General features: G+C 36.0%; 14 protein-coding genes. 2 read left to right on the top strand and 12 right to left on the bottom strand.

All coding sequences use genetic code 11. From position 1 onward, the window contains the following. The first annotated feature begins 3 nt into the window (after positions 1–3). Entirely contained in the window at positions 4–1,116 is a 1,113-nt protein-coding gene (locus ACSHWW_RS08910) for an HNH endonuclease (RefSeq protein WP_435682095.1), read from the top strand. 12 nt (positions 1,117–1,128) lie between these two features. On the opposite strand, the gene ACSHWW_RS08905 is transcribed toward ACSHWW_RS08910, so the two are convergent. The 12 genes from ACSHWW_RS08905 to fahA all read right to left on the bottom strand — a co-directional run bounded on the left by ACSHWW_RS08905 (position 1,129) and on the right by fahA (position 17,810). Further along, positions 1,129–2,583 (bottom strand): DUF389 domain-containing protein, encoded by a 1,455-nt coding sequence (locus tag ACSHWW_RS08905; RefSeq protein WP_435682094.1) that lies wholly within the window; start codon positions 2,581–2,583, stop codon positions 1,129–1,131. Further along, entirely contained in the window at positions 2,583–3,659 is a 1,077-nt protein-coding gene (locus ACSHWW_RS08900) for a mannose-1-phosphate guanylyltransferase (RefSeq protein WP_435682093.1), read from the bottom strand. The genes ACSHWW_RS08905 and ACSHWW_RS08900 overlap by 1 nt, the downstream gene beginning before the upstream one ends. 2 nt (positions 3,660–3,661) lie before the next feature. Further along, positions 3,662–4,219 (bottom strand): SprT-like domain-containing protein, encoded by a 558-nt coding sequence (locus ACSHWW_RS08895; RefSeq protein ID WP_435682255.1) that lies wholly within the window; start codon positions 4,217–4,219, stop codon positions 3,662–3,664. 990 nt (positions 4,220–5,209) lie between these two features. Continuing rightward, positions 5,210–7,054, bottom strand: a complete 1,845-nt coding sequence (gene yidC / locus ACSHWW_RS08890; RefSeq protein WP_435682092.1) for a membrane protein insertase YidC — start codon at positions 7,052–7,054, stop codon at positions 5,210–5,212. A 96-nt stretch (positions 7,055–7,150) separates the two neighbouring features. After that, positions 7,151–8,755, bottom strand: a complete 1,605-nt coding sequence (locus tag ACSHWW_RS08885) for a CTP synthase (protein ID WP_435682091.1) — start codon at positions 8,753–8,755, stop codon at positions 7,151–7,153. 238 nt (positions 8,756–8,993) lie between these two features. After that, positions 8,994–9,518: a DUF922 domain-containing protein gene (locus ACSHWW_RS08880; RefSeq protein WP_435682090.1), complete on the bottom strand. Its 525-nt coding sequence runs from the start codon at positions 9,516–9,518 to the stop codon at positions 8,994–8,996. Positions 9,519–9,520: 2 nt separating this feature from the next. Beyond that, positions 9,521–9,922 carry an OsmC family protein gene (locus ACSHWW_RS08875; RefSeq protein ID WP_435682089.1) on the bottom strand — a complete coding sequence of 134 codons (402 nt, stop codon included), beginning with the start codon at positions 9,920–9,922 and terminating at the stop codon, positions 9,521–9,523. After that, positions 9,922–11,856, bottom strand: coding sequence for a LysM peptidoglycan-binding domain-containing protein (locus ACSHWW_RS08870; protein WP_435682088.1), 1,935 nt, complete (start codon positions 11,854–11,856; stop codon positions 9,922–9,924). Before ACSHWW_RS08870 ends, ACSHWW_RS08875 begins: the two co-directional genes overlap by 1 nt. Positions 11,857–11,862: 6 nt before the next feature. After that, the gene (gene guaA, locus ACSHWW_RS08865; protein ID WP_435682087.1) at positions 11,863–13,398 is read right to left on the bottom strand and encodes a glutamine-hydrolyzing GMP synthase; all 1,536 of its coding nucleotides are present in this window, start codon (positions 13,396–13,398) and stop codon (positions 11,863–11,865) included. 262 nt (positions 13,399–13,660) lie between these two features. Continuing rightward, positions 13,661–15,265, bottom strand: coding sequence for a bacillithiol biosynthesis cysteine-adding enzyme BshC (bshC, locus tag ACSHWW_RS08860; protein WP_435682086.1), 1,605 nt, complete (start codon positions 15,263–15,265; stop codon positions 13,661–13,663). 64 nt (positions 15,266–15,329) lie between these two features. Further along, a complete protein-coding gene (locus ACSHWW_RS08855; protein ID WP_435682085.1) occupies positions 15,330–16,517 on the bottom strand; it encodes a hypothetical protein in 1,188 nt (395 codons plus the stop codon). Continuing rightward, positions 16,518–17,810, bottom strand: coding sequence for a fumarylacetoacetase (gene fahA / locus ACSHWW_RS08850; protein ID WP_435682084.1), 1,293 nt, complete (start codon positions 17,808–17,810; stop codon positions 16,518–16,520). Positions 17,811–17,918: 108 nt separating this feature from the next. On the opposite strand from fahA, the gene glyA reads away from it, so the two are divergent. Next, positions 17,919–19,196: a serine hydroxymethyltransferase gene (gene glyA / locus ACSHWW_RS08845; RefSeq protein WP_435682083.1), complete on the top strand. Its 1,278-nt coding sequence runs from the start codon at positions 17,919–17,921 to the stop codon at positions 19,194–19,196. Positions 19,197–19,763: the final 567 nt, after the last annotated feature.

The raw sequence follows: 19,763 nt of genomic DNA, 5'->3' as shown, positions 1-19,763 counted from the left end.
GAAATGGAAAATCTACAAAAAATAAAAATCGAAGGTCAAGAGTTTTTTATAATTGATTCTATACAGGACTTTAGAGCTGAAGATAGCTTTATTCATAGGAAAAACAAATTAGCTCAATTTAATGGGAACGGTGAGTCTAAAAAACATGTTGGCACATATAGCGGAGAAAAAGGAGAAAACATGTCTGCCTTTTTTAATTATTCTTCTTGGGGTTTAGAGCATTTAGACAAATTTAAAAAAAGAAAGACTTTTGATTCTGCCAAAGATACTGGAGCATTAATAAGTGAAAACAGATGTTTTTTTAGTAAAACAAATCTTCAAAAATACTTAAGAGACGCAAAAACTGAATATTATTCACAAGAACAGTTCTATCATAATAATATTCAAGAATACTATCAAGATAGATTAGATGAAGTAAATAATTTAAATTCTAATCAACTCTTCTTTAGCATATATGATGCTTCAGATAATATTTCTCAAAAGCAAAATAGAGGATATATTCGTTCTGATGATTCTATTTGGAAACTGTGGAGAGAATTAATACTTCCAGGAATTAGTTACTTATCAATACTTAAACTAATTCCTGTAAATAATAGAAATGCTGAACCTCTATTTTACTTTAGGATTTTATTGGATTACCAATTTAGGTCATTTGTACATCCAAAATCTTTAGAAAACGAGATTATTCAAGATGTTGTAAATACAAAAACAGCAAGGGGAAATAGAGTTGGCGCTGAAAAATATAGACGTGAAGTGATTAACTACATGCCACAATGTCCATTCACTAAAATTACAGATGAACGTTTGCTAATTGCCAGTCACATCAAACCTTATAGTATTTGTATGAAAAATAATGAAAGTACTCAAGCCTTAGATTACTTAAACGGATTAGCTTTATCACCAACATATGACAAATTATTCGATCAAGGATATATCACTTTTACGAATAACGGTGAGCTAGTTTGTGGTACTCAATTAAGCTCATATACCTGGGAGAAGCTTAGTATAAATCCAAATGCGAAAAATAAAATGAGGATTTTTCCTGAAGATAGAGAAATGTATTTAGAGTATCATAGAAGTTATGTATTTCAAGATGACATCAATGATTTAATTTAGATATCTCATCCTCTACTCCACCAAACTACTATCCACCACAGTCACACTAGCGGCGATTTCTTTAACCTGTACTCTATCAGTTTTTAAGCGGTAGCGCAACCAGTTTGCCATACGTGTTTTAAGGTTTGTGCGATCTTGAGTGGTTAAGGTCGTGTCGTTAAATCGTATGTTATATTGCGAAATGGTATCCATTTTTTGAGTGATGAAATCCTTATTCACAGACTCGGCATAGCTTATACTGGCCACTTGAGGATAGTTCAAGCGCACCTCTTCACTTATGATGTCAAAGTTTCTGTCTTGCTCATTAACGCGACGCAACTCATCTTCAAGTGCTGCGATACGCACATCCTTATCTTGGATAAGACGTAGTTTATCAATCAGCTCTTCTTGGACTACTTCTACTCCATCATTATTTGTGGTAGGCATCGTGCTTCCTTGGTAAAAACGCACTTTACTTTCTTCTAAGTTTTCTTGTAAATTGAATTTCTTTTCCCATTCTTTGACGATTGGGTCTGGAACTGGAGCACCTAGCATAACTACGTCGAGCGTTTGTGTTTCTTTGTTCCACTCAGCATTAGGACGCATTCCGTCATATTGCACATATTCTTTTACAAAACTATCTACCGCTATTTGCTTCATCTGATCTTGATACAATTGATAGAACAAGTAAATAGATGGTAATAACACTAGAAAACCTATTAATGAGGCAAGTCTAGAAACGCGTTGTCTTTTGGCTTGGTTCGCATACTTTACCATAGGGAATTTGAGCAGCTTACAAACCAAGAAAGTCGCCAAAGCAATAAATACCGCATTAATACAGAATAAGTACATCGCTCCACCAAAAACCTTCAACTGCCACGTCGCAATTCCATAACCTGCCGTACATAGAGGTGGCATTAATGCTGTAGCAATCGCTACACCTGCGATTGCGTTTGAAATGGTACCTTTTTTAGCTTTGGCAACGATGAGTGCCAATCCACCGAAAATGGCAATGAGCACATCCAATATGGTAGGAAAGGTTCTTGCCTCTAGCTCTGGTGTCATTTCCTTCATAGGTGATATAAAAAAATACAATGATGCTGTAAATAAAGACAGCAATACCATGACTATTAAGTTAATCCACGAGCGACGCAGCATGGTATTATCATTAATAGCCGTGCCTAATCCCATACCTACAATCGGTCCCATAAGTGGAGAGATTAACATGGCTCCTATCACGACTGCCGTAGAGTTTGCATTTAAACCTATAGACGCCACAAAAATGGAGAAAATCAAAATCCATGCATTATGACCTTGAAAAGAAATATCTTTTCTCACAGACTCAATAGTCTCATCACGGTCTGAGTCCTCACGTATATCTAGTAAATCATGAAGAAATGCCATGGTATTTTCCCAAATCCCAGAAATCTTTTGCTGATTTTCATCCAGTAGATTCTCCTCAGCATTATTATAATTATGATCTTCCATTATCCTATTTCTTTGCCATATTTTTCCATGGCCGCATTGCGTATTTCTTTAATTTCTTGTTCGGCCGTTTTAGGAATGATCATTAACACATCATCCTCATCTACAATGATATAATCTTCCATTCCCTGAATAATTACCTTTTTACCGGTTGCGGTTCTTATCATATTACCGCTAGAATCGATGGCTGTAACACTCGAGTTTACTATCGCGTTATCTTCTTCATTCTTATCGAGCTTATCAAATAAAGAACCCCAAGTTCCTAAATCGTTCCATGAGAATCGCGCTGGCAACACATAGACTTCTTTAGAGCCTTCCATAATCGCATAATCTACTGAGATATTCTCTGCTTTTGGATATTCGCTTTCCAGGAAATCTTGCTCTTGTGGCGTGTTTAAAACATCCATGCCGTTAGTGAATAGTTGGGTCATGTTGGGTTGCGCTTTCGCGAAAGCGTGTACCACAGCCTCTACACTCCACACAAATATTCCTGCATTCCACAAGAAATTCCCAGCATCTAGAAATTCCTGCGCTGTTTCCAAGTCTGGTTTTTCTCTAAACTGAGCTACTTTTTTAACATCAGTAGATTCTTTGTTGTATTCTATATAACCATAGCCCGTATTAGGCGACGTAGGTTGAATCCCTAAAGTCATTAGCGCCTGCGGATTTTGCTCACAAAAAGCAAACGTGGTCGTGAGATCTTCATTGAATAAATCCTCGTCGGCAATATAATGATCGCTAGGTGCGACTATCATTTGAGCCGCAGGATTCATTTTCTGAATTTTCAACGCTGCGAGCAAAATACATGGAGCCGTGTTGCGCATAGCAGGCTCAGCTACTATATTTTCCTTAAGTACTGCAGGCAATTGTTCCTGTACGAGATCAACATAAGCCTCATTAGTGAGAATAAGAATATTCTCTGCAGGAATTTGAGTCTGTAAACGGTTGAATGTCATTTGTAACAACGACTTTCCTAATCCAAGCATGTCGTGAAACTGCTTAGGGAAAGATTGTTTACTCACTGGCCAAAATCGGGAACCTACTCCACCGGCCATTATTACTGCATACTTATTACTCATACTTAATTTTTTAAAACTTCTACCTGCACATTGGGCTGAAATAAATAGACTTTTCCAGTCTCCATTTCTAGACATTCATAGCGCTTGCGCAGCTTTTTGCCTTTCTGAAATTTGCGTCCATTATCTGTAGCAAAAATCGCTCCTTGCACTAACTCAAATATAAAGTTTTTATCAGTGGCAGCATCATACTTTTTAAGGGCAATACTCAGCACAGCATCAGTATCACTACTGGCTGTAGGATTCTTAAAATGTCTTGCTAGTACTGGTAAAACGTCATTAGGAAAAATATCTGGACGCAGGAATGGCAGCATCAAATGCTGGAAGGTATGCTTCCACTCTACGCCATGTGGTTTAATCAATCTTCCATACTTTTTGAAAGCTACTAAATGAGCTATCTCATGAACCAGCGTCACTAGAAACCGATACTGATTCAAGTTTGCGTTTATAGTTATGCGATGAGAACCGTCTGGTAATGGTCTGTAATCACCGTGTCTGGTCTTGCGTTCATTTACTATTTTTAAATGAACGGCATTCATTTCTAGTAGCTTAGTGAGCGGCATCACTGCCAGTCGTGGTATGTATTTCTCTAAAACAGCCAATTATTCATTTTTGCTTATACAATAGCTAAGTTACTGATGAAATTTAGGATTAGGAAGTGAAATAGATTCGAGTTATTAAGGGGTTTTTAGGATTTTAAAACATCCGTGTTTCAAACCCTTTTGATATTCAGCAAGCTGAAGTATCTGTTTTCCCTTAATCTGAAGGGAAAGGCTTTTTACATTTCGTTTACTATGAAGATTTTTATCTCAAGACTATCATTTGTGTTTTCAACCTTTCCGACCAAAAGTCGCTTTGCTCTTTTTGCCCACCTTTCCTCATCTGAGGAAAGGAGCTTTTTAAAACACTACTTAGAAAAGGCTCCTCGCCTTAGAAAAGGCGAGGACAGATGATACTTCGCTTGTCGAAGGAGTATCAGGAGTGGTTGAAAATACGCATGATATTTAAAAACTCTCGTGTTTCAAACCCTTTTGATATTCAGCAAGCTGAAGTATCTGTTTTCCCTTCATCTGAAGGGAAAGACTTTTTCTCCAAATAAAAAATAGAATAAATAAAGAAAAGGCTTTCCCCTTTTTCAAAGGGGAAAATTTCGGCCGTGTACGGTCCAAAATAAAGGGTTTGACAGACGTAATGTTTTTTTTAAAACCTCTCGCGTTTTCAAACCCTTTTGATATTCAGCTAGCTGAAGTATCTGTTTTCCCTTTGTCTGAAGGGAACCGCTTTTTACATTTCGTTTACGATGAAGATTTTTATTTAAAGATTATCATTTGTGTTTTCAACCTTTCCGTCTTAGCCTCTATCGAGTCTAAGCCACCTTTCCTTATCTAAGGAAAGGAGCTTTTGTCCATTCTGGTTTAAATTCAAAAATCCCATCTAGTTTACTAGATGGGATTTTTGAGATATTAATTATAAAGTTGAGTAGTAAGAACAGCTCGAGTCTCCTGTACTAGGAGATGCTGAAATGAATTCAGCATGACATCATTAGTTCTAAATTACTTCTTACCTTTTTTCTGCGCTTCTTGTTGTTCTTGTGCTTGTGCCATGATCTCGCCCATCTTTGAGGCAAAGCGTCCTTTTTTCTTCTTAGGAGCTGCTTTAGCTTTCTCGATTTTTGCAAGAACTTTATCTTCTTTGATAACGAAATTCTTGATGACAAGCATGATACCTATGGTAATCAAGTTAGACACAAAGTAATACAATGATAATCCACTCGCATAGTTATTAAAGAATACAAGCATGAACAATGGTGATAGATACATGATAAACTTCATGTTAGGCATACCAGGTTGTTGCGTGTTTTGCATGGTTTGCCCAGTAGTCATTTGCATGTAAAAGAATATCGCTACTGATGCTAGTATAGGGAACAAACTCACGTGATCTCCATAAAACGGAATATTGAATGGAAGTTTAAATATCTCATCATAACTCGATAAATCGTCTGCCCATAGGAAACTCTTCTGTCTTAAATCAAAAGCTGTAGGGAAGAATTTAAAGAGTGCAAAGAAAACAGGCATTTGTAGCAATCCAGGTAAACAACCCGACAGCGGACTGGCGCCTGCCTCGCTCTGAATACGCATGGTTTCCTGCTGCTTTTTCATCGCGTTATCCTTGTATTTCTCAGCTATACGGTTCAACTCTGGACGTAGAATTTTCATCTTTGCCTGAGTCATATAACTCTTATATAATACCGGAGATAATATGATACGTACACATATAGTCAATAAGATGATGGCTATTCCGTAAGGGATTCCAGCAGTCTTAGTCAAGAATGAAAATAATGGTCGGATTACTAATTCATTAATCCATCCAAAAATTCCCCAACCTAAATCTACTACTTCATCAAGGTTACGATCATATTCATCTAGAATGTCATAATCTGTAGGACCAAAATACCAGTCCATATTATAAGCTAGCTCACCACCAGTATATTCTAACTCAATTTGAGAGTTGAACTTTTTAGTATAAGTATCTTGTTCTTCATCTTGCGACTCAATGTTTACAGACATTAATTTTGCCTTCTTAAATGGCGTGTCTGTTAATAATATAGAAGTGAAAAAGTGCTGTTTGTAAGCGATATATGAAATATCTTCTTCCTCTTCTTCGGCTTCAGTTCCTTGACCAGTATAGTCATCACTTCCATCACCGTATTCAAACTTAATCTCTGTATAACGGTTCTCGTTATCCATACCTTTAGAACGCTTATAAGCAAGCATTTCCCAGTTGAGTTGAGGAGTTTCAGACGTATTAAAGGTTTGTGACATCCCTTGAGAACGGATGGTGAAATCCATCATATAATCCTTAGGTTGCAACTCGTATCTAAATTCTAAGAACTGTCCAGTTCCTACGTTTGCTTTAAAAGACAATACTTTATTTGCACCATTCATAGATTGAGATGGTGTAAAAGTCATGTCCTTAGTATGCATTTTGCGTCCATCGCTGGTCACAAATTCAAGATCTAGTTGATGATCTTTCTCGTTAGGCTTTGCGAGATAAACTGGTAATGAGTCATAAGTTTTAAAACTTTTCAATAAAGCTTCTTGAATAAGTGCTCCTTTTGAATCTATTTTAAATTCAATTACCTCATTTTCAAAAGTGATTACCTCACTTGAACCTGCTTGAAAAACACCATTACTAGCAGGTGATGCAACAGCTGTAGAATCATTTGAAGTTAATTGAGGTGTTGTAGAAGTTTCGGTTGTAGTTGTACCTAATTCCGTAGTCGTTTCAGGATTGGTTTCGGCTACTTCTTCTTTGCTTTGGCTCATCCAGAATAGGAAAATAGCGGCTATAAGTCCCATTCCTATTATTGATTTCCAGTCGATTGGTTTTTGTTCCATAAAAATTGCCTCGCAAGGCTTGTACTATGGTTCTACATATAAGAACCTGTTGAGTTATGTTTGATACGCTTCCGCGAAAGCGTGATCTTTAAAATCTTATTGCTTTCTAGCTGCTGCCGCTACAAATGAAGTGAATAAAGGATGTGGATTTGCCACCGTACTCTTATATTCTGGGTGATACTGAACACCTATAAACCATGGGTGATCCTCAATTTCAATGATCTCGACAAGACCCGTTTTAGGGTTAACACCTGTAGATTTCAAACCAGCTTTTTCTAGTTGTTCCTTATATTCATTATTGTACTCATAACGATGTCTGTGGCGTTCAGAAATCATGCCCGAACCATAAATGGCTGACACATTGCCACCACTTAACTCACAATCCCATGCACCTAAACGCATGGTTCCACCCATATTTGTTATGTTTTTTTGCTCTTCCATTAATGAAATTACTGGGTGCGATGTTTTTTCATCCATCTCCACAGAATTTGCATTTGAAAGTCCCAAAACATTTCTACTATATTCTATAACAGCCATTTGCATTCCTAGACATATTCCGAAAAATGGAATTTTATGTTCTCTTGCATAGCGTACAGCTTCTATTTTTCCTTCTATACCACGTTCACCAAAACCTGGAGCAACGAGTAATCCATCGAGATGCGACAATTTGGCGTCCATTTCATCAACCTCGAGAAACTCACTATGGATCGATTCAATATTTACTTTCACCTCATTTGCAGCTCCTGCGTGGATAAAAGCTTCCAATATAGATTTATAAGAATCTTGTAATTCCACATACTTTCCTATCAAACCTATGGTTACTTCGCTTTTAGGATTTTTGTGACGCTGTACAAATTGATTCCAGCTTGTTAAATCTGGTTCATTGTGAGAATCTAAATGTAATTCTTCAAGAACTACGGTATCAAGACCTTCAGCAAGCATTTTATTAGGTACATCATAGATGGTTTCTACATCTATAGATTGTATCACAGCTTCACGACGCACGTTACAAAAACGAGCTAACTTCATTTTAATCTCTTCAGACAGTTCGTGCTCTGTGCGACATACGAGAATATCTGCCTGCACTCCACTTTCCATTAATGTTTTCACACTATGTTGAGTAGGTTTAGTCTTTAACTCACCAGCGGCACTTAAATATGGAATTAATGTTAAGTGAATTACTAGGGAATTATGTTCTCCAAGTTCCCAATTCAATTGACGCACACTTTCTATGTACGGCAAGGATTCGATATCACCTACAGTTCCACCTATTTCAGTAATCACGATATCGTAATCACCCGATTTTCCAAGAATCTGGATGCGGTGTTTTATCTCGTCTGTGATGTGAGGTATTACTTGAACTGTTTTTCCAAGAAATTCACCGCGGCGTTCTTTTTGAATCACGCTTTGATAAATTCTTCCTGTAGTCACATTATTTGCCTGAGAAGTATTTACATTTAAAAAGCGCTCGTAGTGACCTAAGTCCAGGTCTGTTTCTGCTCCATCTTCTGTGACATAACATTCACCATGTTCATAAGGATTGAGCGTTCCCGGATCTACATTAATATATGGATCAAGTTTTTGAATCGTAACTCTAAAACCACGCGCTTGTAGCAGTTTTGCAAGAGATGCGGCTATAATTCCTTTACCTAAAGAAGAGGTAACTCCACCGGTTACAAAAATGTACTTTGCATGTGCCATAATTAGTCAACTGAGCTTTTAAATCAGCTGCAAAAGTAGTCATTTTATGTAGAAATATGGAACGGAAAAGCGAGTGAGTTTTTAAGAATTTTATGGGTTATCAACGTCCATTCATAGAATATACAAACTTCTAGTTTCTCACTAGCCGATACCGCTATGCAGCGGTATGACATAGAGAATAACATAATTTAATCGTAAAATCCAAAACCTCAATGCAGCGGTATGGCGATGACTACATCTAACCCATTTTAAAAAACTCCTGAGAAATGTAGGTTTCCCATTCTCTTTGCTGTGTGAGTAGCAAGCCATGATTTGTTTCACGATCATATCGTTCCTGCATGGATTGACGTGCGGTTTCTACTTTATTAAAAATATGCTGAACTTCTTTTTTATAATGACGAGTAGGTTGATAGTTCTCAAATGCTTTTTTGAGCACTCGTGCATGTAATTCTGAAATATTCCAATGAAGTTGCTCGTGTCTTAATAACTGAGCATCGGTTTCTTTTAAGTTCTTTTTCCAGCTTAATTGAGGATAGAACTCACTGCGTACTTCAAAATCAATGAAAACCTTCTTTCCTTTAAGTTGTGCCGTATAACTGTAAGCAATTCCAGAGTTAACACTAGCGGCATGAGGAGCATTCATAGGTGGAGTTCCCATAAAATCTTCCCAGGCAAGTACTGGTTTCTCTTGAAAGGTAAACTTCTCTACTGGCACCATAGCCGTTGCTATGAATAATGACAATAAAAGAAGTAACGATTTCATTTTTAGGACCAGTTAAATGTGATATTCTTAACGATATCTGGATGCAAACTATTGTGTACTGGGCAGGTGTTTGCAATACGTTCCAAAATCAGTTGGGATCTTTTATCACAATTACCTTTCATATCAAGATTTACATCTATTTGTGAAATACGGCGTGGATTAGACTCCATAGTTTTAGTAACCTGTGCAGTACTACCTGTTAAATCGTTATCTAAATCTTGAGCTTTTATTCCCATTACAGTAAGCATACAACTAGCGAGACCAGTCGCAACGGTATCTGTAGGAGAAAAAGCTTCTCCTTTACCATTGTTATCAGTAGGCGCGTCAGTCATGAAAGTGTTTTCACTTTTGAGGTGTTTACTTTCACATCTTAAATCTCCTAAATATGTTACCGTTGACGTCATTATTTAATTTCTTTAATGCTTAAATCTTCCTTATACTGTAATAAGTAAACAGATTCATTATAATAACCAGCAAGGAATTTTTTAGAATAATTAAATTTATTCTCTACCTGTTCTGTACTACCATTATTCATAGCACTATCATATAAATTGCCTGCACTTGCATTTCTTAAAATAATGTCCATGGCAAGATCAAATCCTCTAGTTGCATAAGAATTAGGTGAAATACGATATTTATTATAATATGTTTTTTCAAAACTATTATTATCACTAGAATTCCTGTTCATACTAGGATACGTATAACTTAAAGAAGCTAATCTTAAATGAGGTAATTCAAATTGATCATAGTTTTCATAACCAAACATTGTTACTTTATACGATTTAGCTTTGGCAGAGTAATGAGACACTGCATCTGTAATAAAACCTTCATTATCTACAGCAAGTATGACCCAATTCTCTTTTTCTGAGTCCAGTGCATTTATGTAAGTCTGCTTATAGATGTAATTATCTTTATTAGGTTTTAATTCTTTAGCATCTGGAAATAAAGCTAGGTATTCATTTTTAAGCTCTGGTTTTTTAGCATCACAAACTAGGATGATGTTTTTACCTTCAGCATTGGCGACTAAATAGTCAACAAGTTTTTGTTTTAAAAGTGCCTCATCTGGTCTTGCTTGAAATAGGTTTTTATGCAACCTTACATCTGTATTAGTAAGTGGAGATATTACAGGAATGTTTTGACTTTTCAACTCCTTTGCAGCTTCTACTACATTCTTTGCAAGTAACGGTCCTACTACCGCATTATATGTATCAAAGTTGTTTGCACTGATGATACTTCTTACTCGAGAAGCACTTTTTTGCGTATCAAATAAATCATAAGTGACATTAATTCCTAAGGACTGAGCAGAATCACGAGCGATGCTCATACCACTGTAAAAATCAAGTGCAATACGTGTCGCCGTTTCTTTAAGCAATAAATCAGAATCTGATGTATCTTCTTCTAGTTTATTAAAAGAAAGCGGTAACATCACACCATATCGTTGAGGATTATAATTTGAAATACTATCTAATAGATTTGCAAAACCACTAATTTTGGAATCCATCACATTTGCTTGAGCTCCTGCAGGATTAGGTATTTTAATATTCATTCCTAGCTTTAAACCATCTTTAATTTGTGGATTAAGCACTAGTAAAGAATCCTCACTGATTCCAGTCAGATTCTCAAGTGAATACATAGTCATTTTAGGCGGCACCTGGTAGTTAATGAATTTTTCAACTGGTACAACAGCACCATCAGGAACTGTTGTAGTGACACCTTCTATAATCGCAGTTGAGCTGGTAGGAACTATAATGACCATACCTGGATGAAGTTCTTTCATCGTTGGGTTCATTTTTTCTAGCTCAGCTAGTTTAATGCCATACTTAGTCGCGATACCAAACTTTGTATCCTTAGGCATCACTCTGTATTCTCCATCTTTAAGCGGCACATCTACTGTTACAGTTTGAACAGGTTGCTCGATAACTGGTATTTTCAATTCTTCAAAAACAGGAATCTGGATGCGGTCACCTTTACGTAATCCTTTAGAATACAACTCTTTATTAGATTCTTTAATATCTAACTCAGTAACGTTATATTTCTTAGCGATACCGTATAGTGTTTCCTTACGACGTACTTTATGCTTTTTATATTTAACGATTTTGCGCTGTGTGAGAACATCATTTCCAACCGGAATTAATAAAATAGAACCTTCCTTCAATCCTGATTTAATATCTGGATTAAGAGTGGTTAATTCTGCTGCATTAATATTGTACTTTCCTACTATGCTGAACACGGTTTCGCCCTTTTGGACTACGTGTTGCTTGTAGTTTTGTAGTGGTGCTGTTGAGTACGCTTTCGCGAAAGCGAAGAAAACAAAAGCTATTAAGATTATATTTTTCATATTATTTTATTCCCATTCTATGGTAGCTGGCGGCTTAGAACTAATGTCATAAACTACTCTATTAACGCCTTTTACCTTATTTATTATCTCATTACTAGTCGCTTGCAAGAATTCATAAGGTAAATTTACCCAGTCTGCAGTCATACCATCTGTACTTTCAACGGCTCTCAAGGCCACACACTTTTCATAAGTGCGCTCGTCACCCATTACTCCTACACTATTGACTGGTAGCAAAATCGCTCCGGCTTGCCACACTTTATCATATAGATCCCATTTCCTCAAGTTATTGATAAAAACGGCGTCCACTTCTTGTAAGATAGCTACTTTCTCTGGTGTGATATCGCCTAAAATACGTATCGCAAGTCCAGGTCCTGGAAATGGATGCCTTCCTAAAAGGTCTGCAGCCATGCCCATAGAAGCTCCTACTCGTCTCACTTCATCTTTAAATAGTGCTTTTAACGGTTCTACTATTTTTAATTTCATAAAATCTGGTAATCCACCTACATTGTGATGCGATTTAATAGTCGCACTTGGTCCACCAGTTGCACTTACACTTTCTATCACATCAGGATAAATAGTTCCTTGCGCTAGCCAAGTTACATTTTGCACTTCCTTAGCCTCATCATCAAATACTTCAATAAAAACGCGACCTATGGCTTTGCGTTTCAATTCTGGATCATCCAGTCCTGCTAGTGCATCCATAAATCGTGCCGAAGCATCTACTCCTTTTACATTCAAGCCCATACCTTCATACTGGTCGAGAACTTGAGTGTACTCATCCTTGCGCAATAAACCGTTATTCACAAAAATACAGTAGAGGTTTTTACCTATTGCCTTATGCAGCAACATCGCTGCTACTGAAGAATCTACACCACCACTCAATCCTAAAACGACTTTATCATCGCCTAGTTGTGCTTGAAGTGCATCTACTGTTTCCCCTACAAATGCGTTAGGTGTCCAGTCTGGATTTACCTTTGCTATTTTAATTAAGAAATTTTCTAGTAACTGCTTCCCATCAGTCGAGTGATATACTTCGGGATGAAATTGTATTGCGTATGTATCTTCTCCTTTAATTTTATATGCTGCATTTTCCACATCATGTGTGCTAGCGAGCAATTCTCCACTTAGTGGGAGCTTTTTAATCGTATCACTGTGACTCATCCACACTTGACTACCGGCAGATATACCGCTCGTGAAAGCTTCGTTCTCTTTAACATATGAAAGGTTTGCACGTCCATATTCCCTTGTGCTAGACGCTCCTACTTCTCCACCATGGAAATGGGCAAGATATTGCGCACCGTAACATACTCCTAGTAAAGGTTTTTTACCTCTTATCTCTGTTAAGTCGATATGAAAAGCGCTCTCAGAACGCACTGACATAGGACTACCTGATAGAATCACTGCTTTATAATCGTCAAGATTTGCAGGAACTTTGTTGAATGGATGAATCTCTGAGTAGATGTTTAATTCTCTAACTCTACGCGCAATAAGCTGTGTGTATTGCGAACCAAAATCTAATATTAAAACCTTATCGTGTTGCATGCGCAAATTTACTTTTTTATGTGTTAAAGTAAATCTGTTGTGCAGTCTTTTGTTAACGTGTTTTAAAGAAAAATTAGAAAACGATAAAGTTGACTCATTAAATTTCTATAATTGAGGAAAGTGTTTTTGATTTTAAATTCAAATTCTCTTTAAAAAGTAATATTCTTTAAAGGACATCGAGAGTGAGAAATAAATTGATTTAACATCCCAACCCAGCCTTCCCTTCAAAGGGAAGGAGTTTGATTTTAGTTATTAAAATACATTAATCACCGAAAACTATCACCGTAAATCTTAAGTCTAAAGGATCTAGATTTTGCTTTATGACAGTAATGAGTTGACTACCATATTCTAGATAAAAACTTGAGAAGTTCTCTTGTCTTTCTTGAAGACTAGAATTAGGAAATAGCTCGCGCTGTATGATCAACGCTCTATCGAGAAAGTCTTTAAGTTTACGTTTTTGAGCTTTTAAAAGTCTTTTTTCAAGGTATTCCAATCCCTTTATTTGTTTACGCTCTTGAGCGGCAACCGCTCCATAAAATGATTGATCTGTCTGTTGAGCGATTTGATAAAGCTCTTTAAACTGCTTACTAAGATGTTCTTTTTGGGATGAAAAGTCTATTTCAATGTTACTTAATTGTCTAGTAAGTTTCTCGTCGAGCTGGTAGTCTTTAAGAAATAAGTCTTGTAATTCTAAACCTAGTTTCTCTGTCTTTTCCAATTGTTTTTGACTCATGAGCAACGCCGAGTTACGCATGAGTAACATAGGAAAAGTAATGTTCTGAGAATCAAAGTATGCTTTGAGTTCTAACCAATAAGCCATCTCGCCGCCACCACCTATATAACATAGATTAGGTAAAATAGCTTCTTGATATAAAGGACGCATGATCACATTAGGTGAAAAACGCTCTGGATGTTGATGCAGTTCAGTTAAGATTTCATCTTTAGTAAAAGAAATATCGGTATCGATGACTTTATAAATTGCATCTTCAAAGAAGATACGTTCTCTTAGATTATCCTTAAGATAAAAAAGGTTGATCTCGCGTGGTGTTACTTGAACTTTATAGTTTGATGGCCATTTTTCAATGGTTTCATTTACTTTATGAAAGCTCATTTGTTGTAATAACTCTTCTTCAAACTGAGGTATGACCAAACTTTTTAAATCAGCATCATCACCATCTACGATTACTAAACCATCGTTGCCGAATAATTGATGTGCGAGAAAACGGGTTGCTACAGCTAGGTTATCGCTTTCTAAATACGCTTTTTTAAAGAGTTGCGAAATTTCTTGAGCGTGATCACTTGTTCCTAATTGTGATTGTAAAGTATGTAATACTTTATCAAGACCATCATTACTCAATCGACCTACTCCACCAGCAGCTTCTCTATCCCAAACTAGCTTCTTTCCTTGAAATTTAAAATATTGTATTTCTTCAAAATCATGATCCTCGGTCGCCATCCAGTATACTGGAACAAAATCAAAAGTTGGATACTTAGCTTTTAACTGTTTACATAGATTGATTACCGAAACAATCTTATACAAGAAGTAAAGTGGTCCTGTAAATAGATTGAGTTGGTGCCCAGTGGTAATAGTGAACGTATTATCGCTTCTTAATAACTCAATATTTACGATAGATTCTTGAGCATTATCGAGACCATGATATTGCTTTAATAAAACATCTGTAAGTACTGTCCTTTTGTTAGTCGCCAGGTTAAATTCGGCTTGCTTTTCTTTAATTTGAGCCTCAAAATTTTCCAAATTAGGGAAACGATGGTACAAGTTTCTTAATTCCTCTTTTTGCTCCAGATAGTCTTCCATTAAAGAGGAAAAGTACTGAGCTTGTGGATAAGTAAGTTTTCTTGCAGTCATAAGGTCAAAGATAGAACTAGAGATGTGAAATAGTTCTTAAAACAGAATTCTATTAAATAATAACTTACCTCCTAAATCGCAGACCCGTTAGCACTTCTTTAATACGTAATTTTAAGTCTTCACCAGCGTCATAAATCATTTGCTCGTTTGAAGGAAACGGAACAGCTTTAGGATTGAGAGTTTGTAAATAATCATTATCCACAGCACGACGATCTCCATTTACACTACCATATAAGTAAGTAAATATAAAAGTGCTTCCTACTGGAAAACGATCTACTAGCTGACCTGAAAGTCTGTTAGTGATTTCAATATTTGCGTCAACAGAGACTTCCTTTTGTTGCGTGCTTTGAAAAACAGTTGCCTTTACTGTAATGAACTTATCCTTTTTAATGTCATTCCCTAAACTGTCCTTTTTCACATTTCCACGTGAGTCCAGTTCATATTCAAAACCGTCTTTAACTTGTTTCTCTCTTTGCAACTCCTTTTGTAAAACTTGCTCTGGAGAAATGTTTATGTTTCTAAAATTAATTCCCATATCATAATCATAATACACACTGGTATTTCTTTTATTATGATAGATGGTCCAATTATCGTTTAAACCATAGGTGGAAAAATTAAGCAATTCTTCCTCTAATCGTTGTGGTATGACTTGCTGAGTATCATTGCGCAAAGTCACCAATACGTAGTCAGTTCCTTTTTCTAACGCTTGTTCAAGTAAAGTATTTGTGTCTTTATAGTTTGGATTTATGTCATTTAAATAACGTAAATCGTCATAAATAGCACGTGCTTGTAAAGTGTTTGCCACGCTAAGTGAATTCTTTGCTTTATTCAATAAATGATCCGATAATTTAGTGCGTGCAGTAATGATTCTTTTAGAATAATCTTGCATTTCAAAATTTGCCGTTTTACCAGAACTATAAATTTTTAAAGGTAGAAGCGGTCTAATTTTCCCTTGACGTAATTCCATTCGTTCAAGAGTTTCATAGATCGACTCGAGCACCTCTGGATTAGGATCAGACTGTAGTCTTTTAAGAACGATTTGGTCTTCTTTTACCGCTTTCGCGAAAGCGTCTTCTAACAAAACTACGTACTCTTGTTTACGCTTTGCGTTTTTATCACTAGTTAAATTACTCAATGCTATGTCTATAGCTTGATCGAAATTACCAGAATTTATAGCGGTTTCAGTTTTTTTAACACCGCCACAACTAGTCACTAATAAGGCTAAAATTAGAACTTTGAAAAAATTATTCATCTAATGTTTCACTTTAGGTTCATAAACTGGTAACAACTGATTTGAAACTTCACCAAATCCTATACGTACTGGCCCATTTTTACAATAACCTCTCATAGTTACTGTGTCAAAATCGTTGATAAATTTGCGCTCTGTACCGTCATTTAATTTTACTGGACGTTCACCGCGCCAGCTTAATTCTAGCATAGAGCCATAAGAATCTTTTTTAGTACCCGATATGGTTCCACTACCCATCATATCACCACTATTTACTCTACAACCATTCACTGTGTGATGAGCTAGCTGCTGAGACATGTTCCAATATAAGTATTTGAAATTTGATTTACAGATTGTGGTAGGTTTTCCTTGTTGAGGAGTAATATCTACCTCGAGATGAATGTCATAAGTCTTATCTCCTTCAGATTTTAAATAATCTAAAACTGGTTTTTCCATTTCAGGACCATTAGTTCTGAATGGTTCTAACGCGTCAAGTGTTACAATCCAAGGAGAAATAGAGCTCGCAAAGTTTTTAGCTAGGAATGGACCTAGTGGCACGTATTCCCATTTTTGAATATCTCTAGCGCTCCAATCATTAAAAACAACCATACCGAAGATATAATCTTCTGCATCCTGAACTGGAATAGGTTGTCCCATGTTGTTAGCATCAGTAGTAATGAACGCCATTTCAAGTTCAAAATCGACCAATTTAGATGGTCCAAAAACAGGTTGATCACTACCAGCTGGTATGGTCTGACCTTTTGGCCTATGAATAGGAATACCTGATGGAATTATGGTACTAGAACGACCATGGTATGCTACTGGCATGTGTAACCAGTTAGGTAACAAAGCATTATCTGGATCTCTGAACATGGTCCCAACATTAGTCGCATGTTCTTTACTACTATAAAAGTCTGTATAATCACCTATAAGAACAGGAAGTTGCATTTCAACTTCGTCCATATTAAATATGATTCTATTTCTATGTTCTTTATTATCTCTTAACAATCCATTTTCAGAATCAAAAATATCGCCGATTCGATTACGTACAAGTCGCCATGTTTTTTTACCGTCAGAGATAAAGTCATTCAAAGTGTCTTGCATGAACATATCATCAGTAAGCGGCACACCATCAAAGTAGCCCATTTCTTGTAGAGCTCCTAGGTCAATAGCCCAGTCACCTATTCTGGTACCTATAGTAATAACATTATCACGAGTAAGAAATACTCCAAATGGTATGTTTTGAATTGGAAAATGTGAATCGCTGCTATAGCCTATCCATGATTTTCTATTTGGGTCATTAGTTTCTAGTGGCATATTTTTGTAATTATATCTTGTTAAGAAATACTAATCAAATATATCATATTCATAACGTTTGCAAAGCGCAATGAATTATTTTTGTTTCAATCTTAACTATAAAAAGACATGAGTTTTAACGATAAAGAAATTTTTGATCTAATTCAAGAAGAACAACAACGACAAATTACTGGTCTAGAATTAATAGCTAGTGAAAATTATGTAAGCGACGATGTACTTGCTGCCGCTGGATCTATACTTACAAATAAATATGCCGAAGGTTACCCAGGCAAAAGGTATTATGGCGGTTGTGAAGTAGTTGACAAAATAGAAAATCTTGCCATAGAAAGAGCTAAGGAACTTTTTAACGCGGAATATGTAAATGTTCAACCACATTCTGGAAGTCAAGCAAATACGGCTGTATTTCACGCTTGTCTAAAGCCAGGTGATAAAATACTGGGATTTGATCTTTCTCATGGTGGGCATTTAACTCATGGATCACCAGTGAACTTCTCTGGTAAACTTTATAAAACATCTTTTTATGGGGTTGAAAAGGAAACAGGTCTTCTAGATTATGATAATATTCAAAAAATCGCTGAAAAAGAACAGCCGAAACTTATTATTGCCGGAGCATCTGCATACAGTCGAGAAATAGATTATGAGAAATTCCGTCAAATAGCTGATAGTGTAGGCGCTATTCTTTTAGCAGATATTGCACATCCAGCAGGATTGATCGCAAAAGGCATTCTTAAAGATGCTGTTCCCCATGCACATATTTGTACCACTACTACGCATAAAACACTCAGAGGTCCTAGAGGTGGATTAATAATAATGGGAAAAGATTTTGAGAATCCGTTTGGCGAAAAGTTAAAAAGCGGAAATCTCAAAAAAATGTCTACACTATTGAATAGTGGAGTTTTTCCAGGTAATCAAGGTGGACCTTTAGAACATATAATTGCAGCCAAAGCTGTTGCTTTTAAAGAAGCGTTATCTGATGAATTCCTTCACTATATGGTTCAAGTAAAGAAAAATGCCGAAGTAATGGCACAAGAATTTGTAAAAAGAGACTACCATCTTATATCCGGAGGAACAGATAATCACATGATGTTAATTGATTTAAGGAATAAGAATATCACTGGAATGCAAGCCGAAGAAGCCTTGGGCAAAGCCCATATTACTTTAAATAAAAACATGGTACCGTTTGATACCCAATCACCATTTGTGACAAGTGGAATTAGAATAGGAACGGCTGCGATCACAACAAGAGGAATGCTAGAGAAAGATATGGAAAAGATTGTGGAAATTATTGATCAAGTTATTAATAATTTTGAAGATGATCAATTATTAGAAAAATTGAAAATTAAAGTGAATGATCTGGTTGCGAATTATCCAATATTTAAAAGATAAGAATATAAATTATTACAATATAAAAACATTACATTATTATTAATATGCATAAAAGCTTAAAGATACACTGGTATCCTTAAGCTTTTTTTTTATAATTAAATATTCAATACTTGATAACCGAACAAAAGAATTCTAATTAAGTATTCCACAATTAAATAATATCCCTAAATAGAATAGAAATCATCACTTCAAAATAGTATTTACAAATGGTTATAATTAACCATAAATAGAAAATAGTAACATTATAAGTTCTAACAATTCCAATAATTTCCAACCACTTAAATTGTAAGAAAAAAGGGAATTCAAAAATATATTAGAATCGATGATTAAACAGCCCTGTTAAATTTACAAACTTCATCAGAGTTGCAATTTCAAGTATGTTATCAATTCATTGACTAAAACTCTTCAGTTCAGCACTTATATTATTTTATCAAACTAGACAGAAGTCTATTCGATAATTAAATGAGTTTTTAGGACAACAAAAAACCCCTACTAAATAAATAGTAAGGGTTTCAAAAGAAGGCGGCGACATACTCTCCCACAATAAAGCAGTACCATCTGCGCAAA

This window comes from Nonlabens sp., assembly GCF_051251825.1.
In the GTDB taxonomy this organism is placed as follows: Bacteria; Bacteroidota; Bacteroidia; order Flavobacteriales; family Flavobacteriaceae; genus Nonlabens.
The sequence above is the reverse complement of the archived record's forward strand: the minus strand, read 5'-3'. Positions and strand labels throughout refer to the sequence as shown.

Coding starts and splice junctions, on each gene's coding strand:
- ACSHWW_RS08910 (WP_435682095.1), top strand. CDS start 4: ATGGAAAATCTACAAAAAATAAAAATCGAAGGTCAAGAGTTTTTTATA.
- ACSHWW_RS08905 (WP_435682094.1), bottom strand. CDS start 2,583: ATGGAAGATCATAATTATAATAATGCTGAGGAGAATCTACTGGATGAA.
- ACSHWW_RS08900 (WP_435682093.1), bottom strand. CDS start 3,659: ATGAGTAATAAGTATGCAGTAATAATGGCCGGTGGAGTAGGTTCCCGA.
- ACSHWW_RS08895 (WP_435682255.1), bottom strand. CDS start 4,219: ATGCCGCTCACTAAGCTACTAGAAATGAATGCCGTTCATTTAAAAATA.
- yidC (WP_435682092.1), bottom strand. CDS start 7,054: ATGGAACAAAAACCAATCGACTGGAAATCAATAATAGGAATGGGACTT.
- ACSHWW_RS08885 (WP_435682091.1), bottom strand. CDS start 8,755: ATGGCACATGCAAAGTACATTTTTGTAACCGGTGGAGTTACCTCTTCT.
- ACSHWW_RS08880 (WP_435682090.1), bottom strand. CDS start 9,518: ATGAAATCGTTACTTCTTTTATTGTCATTATTCATAGCAACGGCTATG.
- ACSHWW_RS08875 (WP_435682089.1), bottom strand. CDS start 9,922: ATGACGTCAACGGTAACATATTTAGGAGATTTAAGATGTGAAAGTAAA.
- ACSHWW_RS08870 (WP_435682088.1), bottom strand. CDS start 11,856: ATGAAAAATATAATCTTAATAGCTTTTGTTTTCTTCGCTTTCGCGAAA.
- guaA (WP_435682087.1), bottom strand. CDS start 13,398: ATGCAACACGATAAGGTTTTAATATTAGATTTTGGTTCGCAATACACA.
- bshC (WP_435682086.1), bottom strand. CDS start 15,265: ATGACTGCAAGAAAACTTACTTATCCACAAGCTCAGTACTTTTCCTCT.
- ACSHWW_RS08855 (WP_435682085.1), bottom strand. CDS start 16,517: ATGAATAATTTTTTCAAAGTTCTAATTTTAGCCTTATTAGTGACTAGT.
- fahA (WP_435682084.1), bottom strand. CDS start 17,810: ATGCCACTAGAAACTAATGACCCAAATAGAAAATCATGGATAGGCTAT.
- glyA (WP_435682083.1), top strand. CDS start 17,919: ATGAGTTTTAACGATAAAGAAATTTTTGATCTAATTCAAGAAGAACAA.